Here is a 17,140-nt window from a genome sequence, read left to right as displayed (position 1 = left end):
GGCGAGAGCCCACGGCGCGCGCAGGCGTGCTGCGGCGCTACGGCCGAACCTGGCCCGAGCCCCGCACTATCCACTTGGTGCTCGTGAGTTCGCTGAGCCCCATCGGCCCGCGGGCATGCAGCTTCTGGGTGGAGATGCCCACCTCGGCGCCGAATCCGAACTCCCCGCCGTCGGTGAAGCGGGTCGACGCGTTCACCATGACGACGGCCGAATCCACCTCGGCGAGGAAGCGCTCGGCATTGCCGAGGTCGTTCGTGATGATCGACTCCGTGTGGTGGGTCGAGTATCGGCGGATGTGCTCGATCGCCTGGTCCAGGCCGTCGACCACCCGCACCGAGAGGTCGAGCGACATGTATTCGGTCGACCAGTCGTCTTCGGTGGCCGGCACGGCATCCGCGAAGATCGCCCGCGTGCGCTCGTCGGCGTGGATCGTGACACCGGATGCCCGCAGCTCGCCGAGAACGGCCGGCAGCAGCCGGGCGGCCGACCCCTCGTGCACGAGCAGCGTCTCGAGGGCGTTGCACACGCTCGGCCTCTGCACCTTGGAGTTCTGCACGATGTCGACGGCCCACGATTCGTCCGCCGACTCGTCGAGGAAGACGTGGACGACTCCGGCCCCGGTCTCGATCACCGGAACCTTCGACTCGTTGACGACCGTGTTGATGAGGTCCGCGCTGCCTCGTGGGATCAGCACGTCCACGAGGCCACGCGCCTGCATGAGCTGCCGCGCGCCGTCCCGGCCGAACTCGTCGACGGTCTGCACGGCGTCCCTCGGCAAGCCGACACTCGCCAGCGCCCCCTGGATGAGGTCCACGAGCACCCGGTTGGTGTTCTCGGCGGCGCTTCCGCCGCGCAGCACGGCCGCGTTGCCGCTCTTGAGCGCGAGGGCCGCGATGTCGATCGTGACGTTGGGCCTGGCCTCGTAAATCACCCCGATCACCCCGAACGGTACGCGCACCTGGCTGAGCTGGAGGCCGTTCGGCAGGGTCTTTCCGCGAACGGACTCGCCGACCGGATCCACGAGTGTGGCGACGAGTCGCACGGCCTCGGCAAGGGACGCGAGCCGCTTCTCGTCGAGGCGGAGCCGGTCCTGCAGGCCCACGCTCAGGCCGTTCTCCCGACCATTGGCCAGGTCGAGCTGGTTCGCCGGGATGATGCGGTCGGCGTTGTCCACGACCGCGAGCGCGATCGCCTCGAGGGCGGCATTCTTCAGGGCGGCATTGCAGGCGGCGAGGGTTATCGAGGCGTCCCGGGCCGCCTCCAGCTTCTCGGTGAAGGTACGCGTGGCGACAACGGTTTCAGACATGCCGCAAGTTTACTTTGTGCCTCTCACCCCGCGGTTCTCCGGAGGTTTGTCAATCTCGGGCCGTTTTTCCGCGCGCCGTACCCGCAAACACGGGCCACCGCATCCCGCACCATGCGAAACCTCCGGAGAAGCGCGTGTCGGCACAACGCGCGGGGATGCGGGCGGAGATGCGGGCCGGGGCCACTGAGCCGCACGACCGCGCCTCTCACCCCGCGTTTCTCCGGAGGTTAGTCAATCTCGGGCCGTTTTTCCGCGCACAGTGCCCGCAAACACGGGCCACCGCATCCCGCACCATGCGAAACCTCCGGAGAAGCGCGTGTCGGCACACCGAAGCGGGTGTCGGCACACCGAGGCGGGCGGGGATACGGGCCGGGGCCACTGCGCCGCACGACCGCGCCTCTCACCCCGCGTTTCTCCGGAGGTTTGTCAATCTCGGGCCGTCTTTCCGCGCGCCGTGCCCGCAAACACGGGCCACCGCATCCCGCACCATTCGAAACCTCCGGAGAAGCGCGTGTCGAGAAGCGCGTGTCGAGAAGCGCGTGTCGAGGCGGGCGGGGCTAGGCGGGCGGGGCTAGGCGGGCGCGGCCTCGAACCAGGTGCCGAGTATCGCTCCGTCGAGGGCGGCGCGCACGTCCCGGGTCGAGGCGAGCAGCACCGGGGTGCCGGCAGACGCGGCGAGCTTGGCGGCGGCGACCTTCGTGCCCGCTCCCCCGGTGCCGACGCCGGCGGAGCCGATGTCGCCGAACTCCACCCCCGCGAGGTCGTCGGAGAACGGCACGGTGTCGATGCGGCGCGCACCCGGCTCGTGCGGCGGTCGCGTGTACAGCGCATCCACGTCGGAGAGAAGCACGAGCAGGTCGGCGCGCACGAGCTGCGACACGAGGGCCGCGAGCCGGTCGTTGTCGCCGAATCGGATCTCGTGGGTCGCCACGGTGTCGTTCTCGTTCACGATCGGCAGGATGCGCAGGCCGAGCAGGCGCTCCATGGCACGTTGCGCATTGCTGCGGTGGGTGGGGTTCTCGAGGTCCCCCGCGGTCAGCAATACCTGGGCGGCGACGATGTCGAAGCGGTCGAGGCTCTCCTGGTAGCGGTAGATGAGCACGTTCTGCCCGACGGCGGCGGCCGCCTGCTGCGTGGCCAGGTCGGTCGGCCGTGCATCGAGCTTGAGGTAGGGCATGCCGGTGGCGATCGCCCCGGAGGAGACGAGGATCACCTCGCAGCCGCGCGCGTGCGCCGCCGCGAGGGCGTCGACGAGCGGCCTGATCTGGCCGGCGTTCGCGCCGCTGATGGACGACGAGCCCACCTTCACGACGACCCGCTTCGCGCCGACGACCTCGGACCGGGAGAGGCTAGTCATCCGAGGAGGGGGTTCCCGCCTCTGCGCCGGCCTTCTCCTCGACCGCGTCACGGTCGACGGCAAAGCCTTCGTCGTCGTTCCACATGCCGGCCTCGCGCTCGCGGATGAGCTCCGCGCGGGCCTCAGCCTTGCCGTCCATGCGGTCCAGATACTCCTGGCGCCGGGTCTTCGACGTGGGCCGTTCGCTCTGCACGAGGCGCGGATCGGTGCCGCGGGGCGCCGTGAGCAACTCGGCGGTCGAGGTGAGGGTCGGCTCCCAGTCGAAGGTCACCGGGCCGATGATCACGGTAGAGCCGGCCACGGCGCCCGACTTGAACAGCTCGTTCTCCACCCCGGACTTGGCGAGGCGGTCGGCGAGGAATCCGATGGCCTCCTCGTTGTTGAAGTCGGTCTGGGCCACCCAGCGCTCCGGCTTGCCGCCGACGACGCGGTAGACGTTGCCGCCAGATCCGCCCTCCACCTTGACGGTGAAGCCGGCGTCTCCGGCGGCCCGCGGACGCAGCACGATGCGCGGCTTCACCGGCTGGGCAGCGCGCTTGGCGCGGTCGGCCTCCACGAGTTCGCCAAGGGCGAACGACAGTTCGCGAAGGCCCTCCCGGCTCACCGCGGAGATCTCGAATACGCGGTATCCGCGCGCCTCGAGCTCCGGGCGCACGAGCTCGGCGAGCTCGCGGCCCTCCGGCACGTCCACCTTGTTGAGAGCGATGAGCTGCGGACGTTCGAGCAGCGGCACCTGGCCCTCCGGCACGGGGTAGGCGGCGAGTTCGCCGAGGATCACGTCGAGGTCGGTGAGCGGGTCGCGCCCCGGCTCGAGGGTCGCGCAGTCGAGCACGTGCAGCAGGGCCGAGCAGCGCTCGACGTGGCGGAGGAACTCGAGGCCGAGCCCCTTGCCCTCACTGGCGCCCTCGATGAGTCCCGGCACGTCCGCGACGGTGAACCGGGAGTCGCCGGACTCCACGACGCCGAGGTTCGGGTGCAGGGTCGTGAACGGGTAGTCCGCGATCTTGGGCTTCGCAGCGGAGATCGCGGCCACGAGGGAGGACTTGCCGGCCGACGGATAGCCGACGAGCGCGACATCCGCCACGACCTTGAGCTCGAGGTAGACGTCACCCTCCCAGCCGGGGATGCCGAGGAGGGCGAAGCCGGGCGCCTTGCGTTTGGTGGAGGCGAGGGCCGCATTTCCGAGGCCGCCCTGGCCGCCCTGCGCGGCGACGTAGCGCATGCCGGGTTCGGTGAAGTCGATGAGCTCATTGCCCTCGGCATCCTTGACGACGGTGCCGAGCGGCACGAGCAGCTCGACCTCCGCGCCGTCCGAGCCGTTGCGGTTGTCGCCCATGCCCTGCCCGCCCTTGTCGGACTTGCGGTGGGGTGCGCGGTGGAAGCCGAGGAGGGTGGTGACGCCCGCGTCGCTCACGAGCACGATGTCGCCGCCGTCGCCGCCGTTTCCGCCGTCGGGGCCCGCGAGGGGCTTGAACTTCTCGCGCTTCACGGAGACGCAACCGTCGCCGCCGTTGCCCGCACTGAGATGAAGCGTTACCTGGTCAACGAAGGTAGCCACAACGCATCCCTTCTTGGTCGACCGAGCGACCGCTTAAAAGGTGAGAGCGAGCCGAAGCTCGCCCGCACCCGTTGAACAACATGCCGGTCAGCAGCGGCCGACGAGCGACCGATGCGGGACCGAGCGGAAAACTACTGGGCAGCCACCACGATGTTGATGACCTTGCGGCCACCCTTCGCGCCGAACTCGACCGAGCCCGCCGCGAGGGCGAACAGCGTGTCGTCGCCGCCACGTCCGACGTTCACGCCGGGGTGGAAGTGAGTGCCGCGCTGGCGGACGATGATCTCGCCCGCGTTGACGACCTGGCCGCCGAAGCGCTTCACGCCGAGGCGCTGTGCGTTGGAGTCGCGACCGTTACGAGTGGAGCTTGCGCCCTTTTTGTGTGCCATTTAACTATTCAGCCCCTGGGTACGTGTCTGTCGAGGATTACTTGATGCTGGTGATCTTGATGCGGGTGAGCTCCTGGCGGTGGCCCTGGCGCTTCTTGTACCCGGTCTTGTTCTTGAACTTCTGGATGACGATCTTCGGTCCACGCAAGTCGCCGACTACCTCGGCGGTCACGGTGACCTTCGCAAGCGCCGCAGCGTCGTGCGTGATCTTGTCGCCATCGACGAGCAGCACTGGTGCCAACTCGACGTTGCCGTTCTTGTCGGCCTTGATGCGATCGAGCACGACGATAGTGCCGACCTCAACCTTTTCCTGCCGACCACCGGCGCGCACAACTGCGTAAACCACTTGGTAACCCTCACTATTTGACTGGTAAGTCCGTATTCGACTGGAAGTATCCAGGGAAGTCATGGCGTGCTGACATTTCGCGGGCTTAGCCCAGCGCACACCAAGGGTCAACAATACTCGATTTCTGGCCCGTCGGTCAAACGGGCCCCGGGCAGCCGTCAGGCCGTGTCCACGATTCCCGCGATGGGGTGCCTGGACGGGTGGCGTTCGACCCAATTCCAGAGCAGGATGCCCGCGAGGATCACGAGGGGCGTCGCCGAGACGAACGCCTGCGCGGCGAAGGCGAGACCGACGCCGAGGGCGCGCATGGTCTCGGCGCCGAGCCGCGAGAGTGCGCCGTGGTCCACCAGCGCCTGGATCGCCAGCACGGCCTCCAGGACGGTCGTGGTGAGGAACACCAGGATCGCCCCCGCGACGGCCGCGAGCAGGCTCCTGGTGATCACGTGGGCGAGCCTCAGCTCGGCGGCGACGGGCGCGATGAACCAGAAACCGAGCAGCACCCCCACTCCGAACGGCACCGACACCGACAGCACCTGCCGGCCGTAGACCGTCCACCACGGGAGGTCGCGCGGGGAACCGCCGCCGGAATAGCCCAGTTGCGTCACGAAGAAGGTCAGGAGACTCTGCACCACGAGCACCGCAAGCACGAGGGATGCCGCGGCCAGGGCCACGAGGAAGCCGCGCTGACGCACGACTCGGTGGGCGAGGGCTGTCATCGGAAGGGTCCCTTGTGTGAGTGGGTGCGGCGCTCGGGCCGTGTCTAGAATCGGCCAATGACCGTGTTGATAGACCAGCCTAGGTGGCCAGCGCACGACATGCTCTGGTCGCATCTGGTCAGCGACGACTCGCTCGAGGAACTGCACGACTTCGCCCTCCGGATGGGAATCCCCCGCCGCGGGTTCGACCTCGACCACTACGACGTGCCGGAGGCCCGGTTCGACGAACTCGTGGCGGCCGGCGCAGAACCGGTCACCATCCGGCAGTTGGTGGAACGCCTAGCAGCCAGCGGCCTGCGGGTGTCCCAGCGCGAACGGCGGGCCAGAGCCATCGAGGCTCCAGAGCCCGACTGACCCACCGCGTCCGAAGCCCGAAGGCCCCGGAGCGCGGTGAGCCCGTCGACTACACCTTCGGCGAAGACTCGGCGTCGCCGGATGACGTGCGCACGGGGCCGGCGCTGGACACGCGACGGCTCGTGCGCGCGCGGCCCTGGCCGGGCTGCTTCGGCTCGGGCAGGGCGTCGAGCACCGAGTCGAGGATCTGCTCGGCGTCACGCGGGCTGATCGTGCGCGGGGCGCGAGCGGTCTTCTTCACCGGGATGTCGAGAATCTCCACCGCGGCCTCGGCCGCGGCGACGGAGGCCTGCTCCACCGCGTGCTCGACCGGCTCCCCAGCCGGTTCCGCCTGGTGGTGGGCCGGCTCGTTCGAGTGCGCGATGGTGGACGCCGCGATCTGGGCGAGCGCGTTCTTCACGTCGTCGGTGATGGCGTGCGTTCCACCCGAGGGCTTCTGGCTCGATCCGTTGGACTGGCCGCGACCGGAGTCACCACCGTTCCCGTTGCCCCCGCCACCGTTGCCGTTGCCGCCGCCGTTGCCGCCCTTGCCGCGGCTGCGACGGATCTCGGGCTGCGCCGTCTGGCGGTGCTTGGTGACCGGGTCGTGATGGATGATGATGCCGCGGCCCGCGCAGTGCTCGCACGGCTCGCTGAACGACTCGATGAGGCCCAAACCGAGCTTCTTGCGCGTCATCTGCACCAGACCGAGCGAGGTGACCTCGGCCACCTGGTGCTTGGTGCGGTCGCGGCTGAGGCACTCGACGAGTCGGCGCAGCACGAGGTCGCGATTGGACTCGAGCACCATGTCGATGAAGTCGACCACGATGATCCCGCCGATGTCGCGCAGGCGAAGCTGGCGCACGATCTCCTCGGCGGCCTCGAGGTTGTTCTTGGTGACCGTCTCCTCGAGGTTTCCGCCGGAGCCGACGAACTTGCCCGTGTTGACGTCGACCACGGTCATCGCCTCGGTGCGGTCGATCACGAGCGAGCCGCCGGAGGGCAGCCAGACCTTGCGGTCCAGGGCCTTCTCGATCTGCTCGGTGATGCGGTACTCGTCGAACGAGTCGACGGTGCCCTCGTAGGTCTGGAGCCGGTCGATGAGGTCCGGCGCGACCTGCTTGAGGTAGGTGGAGATCGTGCCGAGGGCATCCTCCCCCTCGATCACGAGCGTGTGGAAGTCCTCGTTGAACACGTCGCGCACGATCTTGACGAGTAGGTCGGGCTCGCTGTGCAGCAGCGCCGGCGCCTGAACGTTCTCGAGCGTCTCGCTGATGGCCGCCCACTGGGAGGTGAGTCGGTTCACGTCGAGGGTGAGCTGCTCCTCGGTCGCGCCCTCGGCCGCGGTGCGCACGATGACGCCCACGTTGTCGGGCAGAACCTCCTTGAGGATCTTCTTGAGACGCGCACGCTCGGTGTCGGGAAGCTTGCGGGAGATGCCGTTCATGGATCCGTTGGGCACGTAGACGAGGTAGCGGCCGGGCAGGCTCACCTGGCTCGTGAGGCGCGCGCCCTTGTGGCCGACCGGGTCCTTCGTCACCTGCACGAGCACCTTGTCGCCCGGCTTGAGGGCGAGCTCGATGCGTCGGGCCTGGCTCTTGCCGTCGCTCGAGTTCTCGGCGGCGGCCTCCCAGTCCACCTCACCGGAGTACAGCACGGCGTTGCGGCCGCGTCCGATGTCGACGAAGGCGGCCTCCATGCTCGGCAGCACGTTCTGCACCCGGCCGAGGTAGACATTGCCGATCAGGCTCGCGTCGGCGGCCTTCGCCACGTAGTGCTCGACGAGCACGCCGTCTTCGAGCACGCCGATCTGGATGCGGTCGAACTTCGAGCGCACCACCATCGTGCGGTCGACGCTCTCGCGGCGGGCGAGGAACTCGGCCTCGGTGATGACGGGGCGGCGGCGTCCGGCATCCCGGCCGTCGCGACGACGCTGCTTCTTCGCCTCGAGGCGGGTGGAGCCGCGGACCTTCGTCGGCTCGTTGCTCAGCTCCGGTGCCGGGCGCGGGGTGCGCACCTTGACGACGGTGTTGGCCGGGTTGCCGTTGCCGTTGCCGGTTCCGGCCTCGCGGTCCTCTTCGCCGGAGCGCCTGCGGGACCGACGACGCACGGTCGGGGTCTCTTCGAAGTCGTCGCGCGGCTCCTGCGGGCCCTGTCCGCCGGAACGCCCGGCCGGGCGGGGTGGCAGCACCGGAAGGTCGGGGGCCTGGAAGAGCAGGGATGTCGTGGGGCGGGCCGGCTGCTTCGGCTGTTCGGCCTGCTGCGGCTGTTCGGCCTGGCGCGGCCGCGACGCCGTCTCGGGCGCGGTGTCGGCCGTAGTGTCGGCCGGCTTGCGGGACCGGCTGCGGGCCGGGGCCTTCTTGGGCTCCGCCTGCTGCGTGCCGGCGCCGGGCTCGTTGCCGCCAGGCTCGTTCGTGCCGGACTCCGGCGCGGGTGCCGCCTTCGGCGCCGACGAGCGCCTGGCCGGAGCCCTCTTCACGGGGGCGGACTGATCCGCCGCCTGCTCGGCGATGGGCAGCTCGACGGCCGTGGTCGAGTCCGTCGTGCGCGGGGCGCTGCGACGGCGAGGTGCGGTGGCCGGGGCGGTGACGTCCGCGGGCTGTTCGCGCGGGGCATCCGGCGCCGTCGGCTGTTGCACCGGCTGCTCGCGCTGTACGGGCGCCTGCTGTGCGGGCGGAGCCACGGTCTGCGGCGCACTCACGGGCGGCGCTGCGGCCGCCTTGGCCCTGCGGCCGCCGAAGAGGCGGCTGCGCCTCTTGCCCTCGTTCGGTGTTGCGCCGTCGTTGTTGTCAGTTGTCTCCACCATCGCTGGTGCACTCCTAGCCCGCTGCAGGCGACCGCGCCGCCTACCGGGTACTCTCTCGTGCGGCCGTACGCTCCGGCGAATCTGGCGCCTCGGCGAACATCCCGCTAATTCTCACGTTCCGAGACCGGCCTATGCCTGGTGATGCCCTGCCTCCTGGCACGGCACTTGTGGACGGTGCTCCGGTTGGAGCTGGCTCTGGTCTCGCTCGTCTTAGTTTCGTTCTCACTGCTCGGAACTTGCTATCCGACACGGTCTGGTGAGCGGCACTGTCTTTCGACGTACCGATTCTTCGTGGCCCGGTTTGATGCCCGGTAAGCATTCTTTGGCGTCACGTCGAGCGCGGCTCGGGTGACTAAACCAAATTATCGCACGCATTGCCGGCAATGCGGCATTTGGCGCATGCAATAATCCGAGGGTGACTCCGAACTCACCGGAAATCCGCCCGGTGCGGTCCGGCTTCCTTCTGACCTCCCTCGGCGCCGTCGGGGTGCTCGTTTCGTTCGTCGGCACCGTCATCGCGTTCGTCGGCCTCGAGTCGGCGAGCGGCACGCCGAAGCTCATCGGAGCCGACAACGAGCTCGGCTATCCGTCCTCCGCCTTCTCGATGGCCATCTTCGTGATCGCGCTCACCGTCGGTGCCGCCCGGCTCGCCGGGGCATCCGTCTCCCCCGGATGGTGGCGCGCCCTCGGAACCGTCTTCGCGGTCGGCGTGGTCTTCGAGGCCTGGGCCGCCTCCCTCGCGTTCAGCTGGCTGCTCGCCGCGCAACTCGTGCTCGCGGCGCTGGTGTTCGCCGTCACGGTGCCCCGGTTGCGCCGGGACGGGCGCCCGCTCGAGCTCGGGATGGTCCTGGCCGTGGCCTCGGTCGTGGGCTTCTTCGCGGCGTTCCGTCTCACCGTCGACAAGGTGGGCACGTTTACCACGCCAGACGTCGCTCCCACCTGCAACGTCAGCGTCCTCGTGCAGTGCGGCAAGAATCTCGCCTCGTGGCAGGGTTCGCTTTTCGGCTTTCCGAATCCCCTGCTCGGCATCGGCGGATGGATGGCGCTCTTCGTGATAGCGGCGCTCATCATCAGCGGGGTGTCCTTCGCCCGCTGGTTCTGGATCGCGCTCAACGTGGGCATCACCGCTGCCCTGGCCCTCGTCATCTGGCTCATCACCGAGAGCATCTTCGACCTCGGAACCCTCTGCCCGTGGTGCATGGCGACCTGGTCGGTCACGATCCCCGCGTTCTGGCTGATCACCCTCTACAACCTCAAGGCCGGCCACCTCCGGGTGCCACAGCGGGCGCGCCGACTGTTCGCCGCCGCCTACGGCTACGTGCCCCTCATCACCCTGCTCAGCTACGTCGTCGTGGCGGTCATCGCCCAGCTCCGGCTGGACGTTCTCAACCGCCTCTAGGCAAAACCCCAGCCTGGGTGACGGATGCGCCGAGCACCGTTTCGTATTGTTAGTACCGGTTCTGTTCATTCGACAACGTTGGGTCTCTTCACATGGTCGCTCCTCCCGCCAACCGCACCTCCCCGCAGCCGGGAAAGAAGGATCGGCGAGAGGCCGCCCGCGAGACGGCGAGGATCGAGCGCGAGGCCGAGAAGAAGCGGCAGCGTCGCAACCGGGTGTTCCTGCAGGGCGGCATCCTGGTCGGCGTCATCGCGATCATCGCGGTGGTCGCCCTCGTGATCCTCAACGTGAACGCCAACAAACCCACCGGCGACGGGCCGAAGAACATGGCGAGCGACGGCATCCTGCTCTCCGGCAGCACGATGGCCGCCGTGCCGACCCCCGCCATCAAGGCCGGCGGCAAGCCGGTGCCCACCGACACGTCCACGCTGAAGGGCGTGCGCATCGTGACCTACATCGACTACCAGTGCCCCTTCTGCCAGCAGTTCGAGGCGGCAAACGCCCAGCAGATCGCGTCCATGGTCACCTCGGGGGCGGCGACCCTCGAGATCCACCCGATCGCGTTCCTCGACGCGAACTCCCTGGGCAACAAGTACTCGAGCCGCGCCGCCAACGCCGCGGCCTGTGTCGCCAACTACGACCCGAACAAGTTCTACGCGGTGAACACGGCTCTCTTCGCCAACCAGCCGGCCGAGAACACCTCGGGTAAGACGGACAAGGAGCTGATCGCCGTGCTCAAGGACGCGGGCAGCAGCAGCAGCAAGATCAGCTCGTGCATCACCTCACAGGCCTTCGTGCCGTGGGTGACCGCCGCCACCGCCCGCATCGACCCGTCCGGCCAGACGGTCACGTTCAAGGGCGTCGCGAACACGCCCCAGAAGTTCGCCGGCACCCCGACGGTCTTCGTGAACGGCGAGCGCTTCACCGGGTCCATCACGGATCCCGCGGTGTTCGCGGCATTCGTGGAGAAGGCGGCCTCTGCCGGCTAGTTCCGATCACCGCTGACGTTGCTCGGCGGGCATGGCACCGTCGGCCCACCGCAACTCAACCGTCAGTAACTGCTGGCTGAGCCACCCCAGCAAGCAGTTACTGACGGACGAACTACCAGGCACGGCCCGCCACGGCGCCCACCCCAACTCAACCGTCAGTAACTGCTGGCTGGGCCACCCCAGCAAGCAGTTACTGACGGACGAATGTTCGCCTGTGTGTCAGGTAAGGGCCGGGCGCGGTCGCGCCGCGGGAGCGGGGCTACGCGCGGATGCGGAAGGGGTCAGTCGAACCAGAGGTCGAGCTCGCGAGCGGCCGACTCCGGCGAGTCCGAGCCGTGCACGAGGTTCTGCTGCACCTTGAGGCCCCAGTCTCGACCCAGGTCGCCACGGATGGTGCCGGGCGCCGCCGTGGTGGGGTCTGTCGTGCCGGCCAGGGACCGGAAGCCCTCGATCACGCGGTCGCCGGCGATGCGCAGGGCCACGACGGGCCCGCTCTCCATGAACTCGACGAGGGGCTCGTAGAACGGCTTGCCGACGTGCTCCTCATAGTGCTTGGCGAGCAGTTCGCGGTCCGCCTCGACGAGCTTCACGTCGACGAGCTGGTAGCCCTTGGCCTCGATGCGGCGCAGGATCTCGCCGGTGAGGTTGCGGGAGACCCCGTCCGGCTTGACGAGGACGAGAGTTTCTTCGACGGTGGTCATGGTGACTCCTCAGTGCCGGGCAGGTCCGGCGTTGTGGTGGTTTCGGTTCTTTCGGTGGGGTTCTGGACGGTGCGGCGGAGGGCATTGCGTCGATCGAGGCGACGGCCGGTGATGGCGCAGTAGGTCCAGAGGGCGGCGAAGACCGCCCCGATGAACCACATGAGCGGAAGCAGCAGTCCGGTGGCGAGCAGCACGGCCTGGGCCAGCCAGCCGAGCCAGACCCCCCAGCGGTAGCGAACCAGCCGACCCACCACCAGCAGGGCCACGAGCAGCGCCGCTCCCCCGCCGAAGGCGGCGGCGGCCGGCAGCACGCGCAGGCCGAACGCGGTGAGCGCGATGAAGAACACCAGCACCGCCTCGAGCAGCAGCACGATCGAGAGCAGCGACTCGGTGGCCGAGCGCGCCCGGCGCGTTCGGCCGGCCGCCGGCTGCGCAGTCACCGCTTCCAGCCGTCCTGTTCGGCGAGGGTGATCGCCTCTCCGATCAGGGTGATGGATCCGGTGATCACGACTCCGCGCCTCGGCTCCTGCGCGGCCCACTCGCGCGCCGCGTCGATCGCGTCCTGGGCGGAGTCGAACGACTCGGTGGCTGCCTCGCCGGCGAGGTCGACCACGATCGGCGTGAGGTCGTCCACCGACACCGCGCGGTCGGAGCCCGATGCGGTGACGAAGAACCGCGTGGTGATCGGGACCAGTGCGGAGACGATGCCCCGCGCATCCTTGTCGGCGAGCACGCCGAGCACGATACCCACCTCGTCGAAGGTGAAGTAGCTGGAGATCGCCTTGGTGAGCGACTCGGCGCCATCCGGATTGTGGGCGGCGTCGATGATCACGGTCGGCTCGACGCCGATCACCTGGAGGCGCCCAGGGGAGGCCGCCGTGGCGAGGCCCTCGGCGAGAACATCGCCGACGAGCGCCTGCTCGCCGCCGCCGAGGAACGACTCGACGGCCGCGATCGCGACCGCGGCGTTCTGGGCCTGGTGGTCTCCGAACAGCGGCAGGAAGAGGTCGTTGTAGGTGCCGGCGAGTCCGCGCACCGAGAGCACCTGCCCGCCGACCGCCACGGTCGTGCCGAGCAACTCGAAGGCCTTGCCCTGCACGGCGAGGCTCGACTCGCTGAGCTCGGCGGCGCGTTCGAGCTCGGCGAGAGCTGTCGGCTGCTGGGTGGAGGTCACGACGGCGGCCGCGGGCTTGATTATGCCCGACTTGGTGGCGGCGATCTGCGCCACGGTGTTGCCGAGCCGGGCGGTGTGGTCGAGGGAGATCGGGGTGAACACCGCGACCACGCCGTCGCCGACGTTGGTGGAGTCCCACTCGCCGCCGAGTCCGACCTCGATCACCGCGACATCCACCGGGGCGTCGGCGAAGCTCGCATAGGCCAGGGCGGTGAAGGCCTCGAAGAAGGTGAGCGGCAGCTCCCCCGCCGCCTCGAGTTCCGCGTCCACCATGAGCAGGTACGGCCGGATGTCGTGGTAGTTGGCGACGAACGCCTCGTTGGAGATGGGGTCGCCGTCCACCACGATGCGCTCGTTCACCCGCACGAGGTGCGGACTCGTGAGGAGGCCCGTTCGGAGCCCGTACGCCCGCAGGATGCTCTCGGTGAGGCGGCTCGTGGAGGTCTTGCCGTTCGTGCCGGTGATGTGGATGATCGGGTACGCCCGCTGGGGGTCGCCGAGCAGTTCGACGACCCGCCTGGTGGGCCCGAGGCGCGGCTGCGGGTTCGCCTCGCCGACGCGGTCGAGGAGTTCGCGGTAGACCTCGTCAGCGTCGTTCTGGTAGAGCGCGTCGTCGCTGAGTTCCGGGTCGTGCGCGTCGTGGTTCTTAGACATCTGTACCTGCTCCGTGGATGGTGACTTGGACGAGGATGTCGCCGCTGTTCGCGTACTGGCCCGCCGGCACGAGCGCCCGGAAGGCGCCGGGTGTGCCGTGTTGCGCGGCATACGTCTCAACATTCTCGCCGTCCGTCGAACTGACCTCAATCGCCAGGGCGAGAGTCTCCCGGGCGATCGTGTCTTCGAAGGGCTCCACTCCCAACCGCTCGGAGCCGGAGGCGAGGTAGAGCGCGAGGTCGATCCGGTCGCTCACGGCGAGCCCGGCGGCCTTGCGGGTGTCCTGCACCGCGCGGATGATGTCCCGCGCGAGGCCCTCCGCCTCGAGCTCCCAGGTGGTCTCGGTGTCGAGCAGGACGAAGCCGCCGCCGGGCAGGAAGGTGATGGCCTGGGCCTCGTGCGCCGCCTGCAGCTCGAGCTCGAACTCGCCGGCGACCAGCTCGATGCCGCCCACCAGCACACCGTCGCCGCTCGGCGACCAGTCGCCGGCCCGGGCGGCCTGGATCACGGCCTGCACCGCCTTGCCGATGCGCGGACCGGCGGCCCGGGCGTTCACCGTGAGCTTGCGGGTGATGCCGAAGTCGGCGAGGCTGCCCTCCTCGAGCTCGCGCAACACCACGGCCTTGACGTTGAGTTCGTCGCGCAGGATGTCGGAGAACCCGGCGAGGGAGTGCACGTTGTCGGCCACCACGGTCAGCTCGGCGAGCGGCAGGCGCACCCGGAGCCCCGTCGCCTTGCGCAGGCCGAGGCCGGAGGACGCGATCTCGCGCACCCGGTCCATCGCCGCGACCAGTTCGTGGTCGAGCGGGAAGCGCTCGACGTTCGGCCAGTCGGTCAGGTGCACGCTGCGTTCGCCGGTGAGACCCTTCCAGACACGCTCGCTGACGAGCGGCAGAAGGGGCGCGGCGAGGCGGGTGAGCGTCTCGAGCACCGTGTAGAGCGTGTCGAACGCGTCACGCCCCTCGGCGGTGGCGGTGTCCCCCGACCAGAAGCGGTCACGGCTGCGGCGCACGTACCAGTTCGTGAGCACGTCGCCGAAGTCGCGCAGGGCGAGCGCGGCGAGCGGGCTGTCGAGGTTGTCGAGGTGGGTGGTCACATCGACCACGAGCTCGCGCGTCTTGGCGAGCAGGTAGCGGTCGAGCACGTCGGCGGAGTCGGTGCGCCACTCGGCGGTGTAGTCGGCCGCGTTGGCGTAGAGGCTGAAGAAGTAGTAGCTGTTCCACAGGGGAAGCATGAGCTGGCGAACGCCCTCGCGGATGCCCTCCTCCGTGACGATGAGGTTGCCGCCGCGGATCACCGACGACGCCATGAGGAACCAGCGCATCGCATCCGCGCCGTCCCGGTCGAAGACCTCGGAGACATCCGGATAATTGCGCAGAGACTTGGACATCTTCTGGCCGTCGCTGCCGAGCACGATTCCATGCACGATGACGTTCTTGAAGGCCGGTCGGTCGAAGAGCGCCGTCGACAGCACGTGCAGCATGTAGAACCAGCCGCGGGTCTGGCCGATGTACTCGACGATGAAGTCGGCCGGATTGTGCTCCTCGAAGAACTCCCCGTTCTCGAACGGGTAGTGCACCTGGGCGAAGGGCATCGAGCCGGAGTCGAACCACACGTCGAGCACGTCTTCGATGCGGCGCATCGTGGACCTGCCGGTTGGGTCGTCGGGGTTGGGCCGGGTGAGTGCGTCGATGTACGGGCGGTGCAGGTCGTCCGGTCGCACGCCGAAGTCGGCCTCGAGCTCGTCGAGCGAGCCGTAGACGTCGATGCGCGGGTACTCCGGGTCGTCGCTCTTCCAGATCGGGATCGGCGATCCCCAGTACCGGTTGCGCGAGATGGACCAGTCTCGGGCGTTGGCGATCCACTTGCCGAACTGGCCGTCCTTCACGTTGTCCGGCACCCAGTTGATCTCCTGGTTGAGCTCGACCATGCGGTCGCGGATCTCGGTGACGCGGATGAACCAGCTCGAGACGGCCTTGTAGATGAGCGGGTTCTTGCAGCGCCAGCAGTGCGGGTAGCTGTGCTCGTAGCTCGCCACGCGGAGCAGGCGCCCGTCGGCGCGCAGCTTCTGCACGAGCGGCTTGTTCGCATCGAAGACGTGCAGGCCGGCGACATCCGTGACGATCGACAGGAACTTGCCTCCGTCGTCGACGGAGATGATCACCGGGATGCCGGCAGCGGCGCAGGTGACCTGGTCGTCTTCACCGTAGGCGGGCGCCTGGTGCACGATTCCGGTGCCCTCGCCGGTGGCGACGTAGTCGGCCACGAGGATCTGCCAGGCGTTGCCGGTGCCCCAGGCCTCCTCGTCGGCGTAGTAGTCCCACAGCCGGTCATAGCGGACGCCGGCGAGCTCGGAACCGAGGATCGTGCGGTCGATCGCGGTGACGGCGGCCTCGGGCGAGCCGTAGCCGAGATCCTTCGCGTAGGTGGCCACGGTGTCGGCGGCCAGGAGGAACTCGGACACGCCCTCGGCCGACCCGTCCGAGGCGCCAAGCGGACCGCTGGACACGACGGCGTAGCGGATGTCGGGGCCGACGGCGAGGGCGAGGTTGGTGGGCAGGGTCCACGGCGTCGTCGTCCAGGCCAGGGCCTTCACCCCGGTGAGGCGCAGGCTCTCGGCCTTCGCGCCGTCGAGCGGGAACGTGACGGTCACCGACTGGTCCTGCCGCATCCGATAGACGTCGTCGTCCATGCGGAGTTCGTGGTTGGAGAGCGGCGTCTGGTCGTGCCAGCAGTACGGCAGCACGCGGAATCCCTCGTAGGCGAGGCCCTTGTCGTAGAGCCGTTTGAAGGCCCAGATCACCGACTCCATGAAGGTCACATCGAGCGTCTTGTAGTCGTTCTCGAAGTCGACCCAGCGCGCCTGGCGGGTGACGTACTCCTCCCACTCGCGGGTGTACTCGAGCACGGACTCGCGTGCCTTCGCGTTGAAGGTGGCGATTCCCATCTCCTCGATCTGGTGCTTCTCGGTGATGCCGAGCTGGCGCATCGCCTCGAGCTCCGCCGGCAGCCCGTGGGTGTCCCAGCCGAACCGGCGGTGCACCTGCTTGCCGCGCATGGTCTGGTAGCGCGGGAACAGGTCCTTCGCGTACCCGGTGAGCAGGTGGCCGTAGTGCGGCAGTCCGTTCGCGAAGGGCGGCCCGTCGTAGAACACCCACTCCTCGGCGCCCTCGCGCGCCTCGATGGAGGCCCGGAACGTGTCGTCGCGCTTCCAGAACTCAAGCACCTCGAGCTCGATGGCCGGAAAGTTGGGGCTCGGGCGCAGCGGTTCGGCGGGTTCGGCGTCGGGCGAGCTCTTGGGGTAGGTCATGTCTCTCCAGGTCATTGCTGTCTGGACGAGGACGCCGGGCGCACTCTCGGGTGCGACTGACGCGGTACCACCTCGCTTGCCGGATTGCTCCGACCGCTCGTT

At 68.8% G+C, this 17,140-nt stretch carries 14 protein-coding genes; 3 read left to right on the top strand and 11 right to left on the bottom strand.

Annotation, left to right across the window (positions count from 1 at the left end):
- Positions 1 to 37 precede the first annotated feature (37 nt).
- From FVP33_RS07750 to FVP33_RS07725, 6 genes are all read right to left on the bottom strand, one after another.
- Positions 38 to 1,306: a glutamate-5-semialdehyde dehydrogenase gene (locus FVP33_RS07750; protein ID WP_147783018.1), complete on the bottom strand. Its 1,269-nt coding sequence runs from the start codon at positions 1,304 to 1,306 to the stop codon at positions 38 to 40.
- 571 nt (positions 1,307 to 1,877) lie between these two features.
- Positions 1,878 to 2,663: a glutamate 5-kinase gene (gene proB, locus FVP33_RS07745; RefSeq protein WP_147783017.1), complete on the bottom strand. Its 786-nt coding sequence runs from the start codon at positions 2,661 to 2,663 to the stop codon at positions 1,878 to 1,880.
- Positions 2,656 to 4,221: a GTPase ObgE gene (gene obgE, locus FVP33_RS07740; protein ID WP_147783016.1), complete on the bottom strand. Its 1,566-nt coding sequence runs from the start codon at positions 4,219 to 4,221 to the stop codon at positions 2,656 to 2,658. Before obgE ends, proB begins: the two co-directional genes overlap by 8 nt.
- A gap of 131 nt (positions 4,222 to 4,352) precedes the next feature.
- Positions 4,353 to 4,610 (bottom strand): 50S ribosomal protein L27, encoded by a 258-nt coding sequence (gene rpmA, locus FVP33_RS07735; RefSeq protein ID WP_147783015.1) that lies wholly within the window; start codon positions 4,608 to 4,610, stop codon positions 4,353 to 4,355.
- 37 nt (positions 4,611 to 4,647) lie between these two features.
- Complete coding sequence (rplU, locus tag FVP33_RS07730; protein ID WP_147783014.1) at positions 4,648 to 4,956, bottom strand: 50S ribosomal protein L21; 309 nt, start codon at positions 4,954 to 4,956, stop codon at positions 4,648 to 4,650.
- A gap of 158 nt (positions 4,957 to 5,114) precedes the next feature.
- Positions 5,115 to 5,672 carry a hypothetical protein gene (locus FVP33_RS07725; RefSeq protein ID WP_147783013.1) on the bottom strand — a complete coding sequence of 186 codons (558 nt, stop codon included), beginning with the start codon at positions 5,670 to 5,672 and terminating at the stop codon, positions 5,115 to 5,117.
- 57 nt (positions 5,673 to 5,729) lie between these two features.
- On the opposite strand from FVP33_RS07725, the gene FVP33_RS07720 reads away from it, so the two are divergent.
- Positions 5,730 to 6,026 (top strand): DUF4031 domain-containing protein, encoded by a 297-nt coding sequence (locus tag FVP33_RS07720; RefSeq protein ID WP_147783012.1) that lies wholly within the window; start codon positions 5,730 to 5,732, stop codon positions 6,024 to 6,026.
- A 49-nt stretch (positions 6,027 to 6,075) separates the two neighbouring features.
- On the opposite strand, the gene FVP33_RS07715 is transcribed toward FVP33_RS07720, so the two are convergent.
- Positions 6,076 to 8,811: an Rne/Rng family ribonuclease gene (locus FVP33_RS07715; protein WP_147783011.1), complete on the bottom strand. Its 2,736-nt coding sequence runs from the start codon at positions 8,809 to 8,811 to the stop codon at positions 6,076 to 6,078.
- 415 nt (positions 8,812 to 9,226) lie between these two features.
- On the opposite strand from FVP33_RS07715, the gene FVP33_RS19970 reads away from it, so the two are divergent.
- Both FVP33_RS19970 and FVP33_RS07705 read left to right on the top strand, forming a co-directional pair.
- On the top strand, positions 9,227 to 10,210 hold the full coding sequence (locus FVP33_RS19970) for a vitamin K epoxide reductase family protein (protein WP_246142223.1): 984 nt from the start codon (positions 9,227 to 9,229) through the stop codon (positions 10,208 to 10,210).
- Between the two features lie 92 nt (positions 10,211 to 10,302).
- On the top strand, positions 10,303 to 11,199 hold the full coding sequence (locus tag FVP33_RS07705) for a DsbA family protein (RefSeq protein WP_147783010.1): 897 nt from the start codon (positions 10,303 to 10,305) through the stop codon (positions 11,197 to 11,199).
- Positions 11,200 to 11,480: 281 nt separating this feature from the next.
- Here FVP33_RS07705 and ndk read toward each other — a convergent pair whose 3' ends face one another.
- From ndk to ileS, 4 genes are read right to left on the bottom strand one after another with little or no spacing between them, the layout of a single operon-like run.
- Positions 11,481 to 11,900: a nucleoside-diphosphate kinase gene (gene ndk, locus FVP33_RS07700; RefSeq protein ID WP_147783009.1), complete on the bottom strand. Its 420-nt coding sequence runs from the start codon at positions 11,898 to 11,900 to the stop codon at positions 11,481 to 11,483.
- Positions 11,897 to 12,340, bottom strand: coding sequence for a DUF4233 domain-containing protein (locus FVP33_RS07695; protein ID WP_147783008.1), 444 nt, complete (start codon positions 12,338 to 12,340; stop codon positions 11,897 to 11,899). Before FVP33_RS07695 ends, ndk begins: the two co-directional genes overlap by 4 nt.
- Positions 12,337 to 13,728: a bifunctional folylpolyglutamate synthase/dihydrofolate synthase gene (locus FVP33_RS07690; protein ID WP_147783007.1), complete on the bottom strand. Its 1,392-nt coding sequence runs from the start codon at positions 13,726 to 13,728 to the stop codon at positions 12,337 to 12,339. The genes FVP33_RS07695 and FVP33_RS07690 overlap by 4 nt, the downstream gene beginning before the upstream one ends.
- Positions 13,721 to 17,038, bottom strand: coding sequence for an isoleucine--tRNA ligase (ileS, locus tag FVP33_RS07685; RefSeq protein WP_147783006.1), 3,318 nt, complete (start codon positions 17,036 to 17,038; stop codon positions 13,721 to 13,723). The genes FVP33_RS07690 and ileS overlap by 8 nt, the downstream gene beginning before the upstream one ends.
- Between the last annotated feature and the right edge of the window lie 102 nt (positions 17,039 to 17,140).

The sequence above is a fragment of the Lacisediminihabitans profunda genome, assembly GCF_008040105.1.
GTDB lineage: Bacteria > Actinomycetota > Actinomycetes > Actinomycetales > Microbacteriaceae > Lacisediminihabitans > Lacisediminihabitans profunda.
The sequence above is the reverse complement of the archived record's forward strand: the minus strand, read 5'-3'. Positions and strand labels throughout refer to the sequence as shown.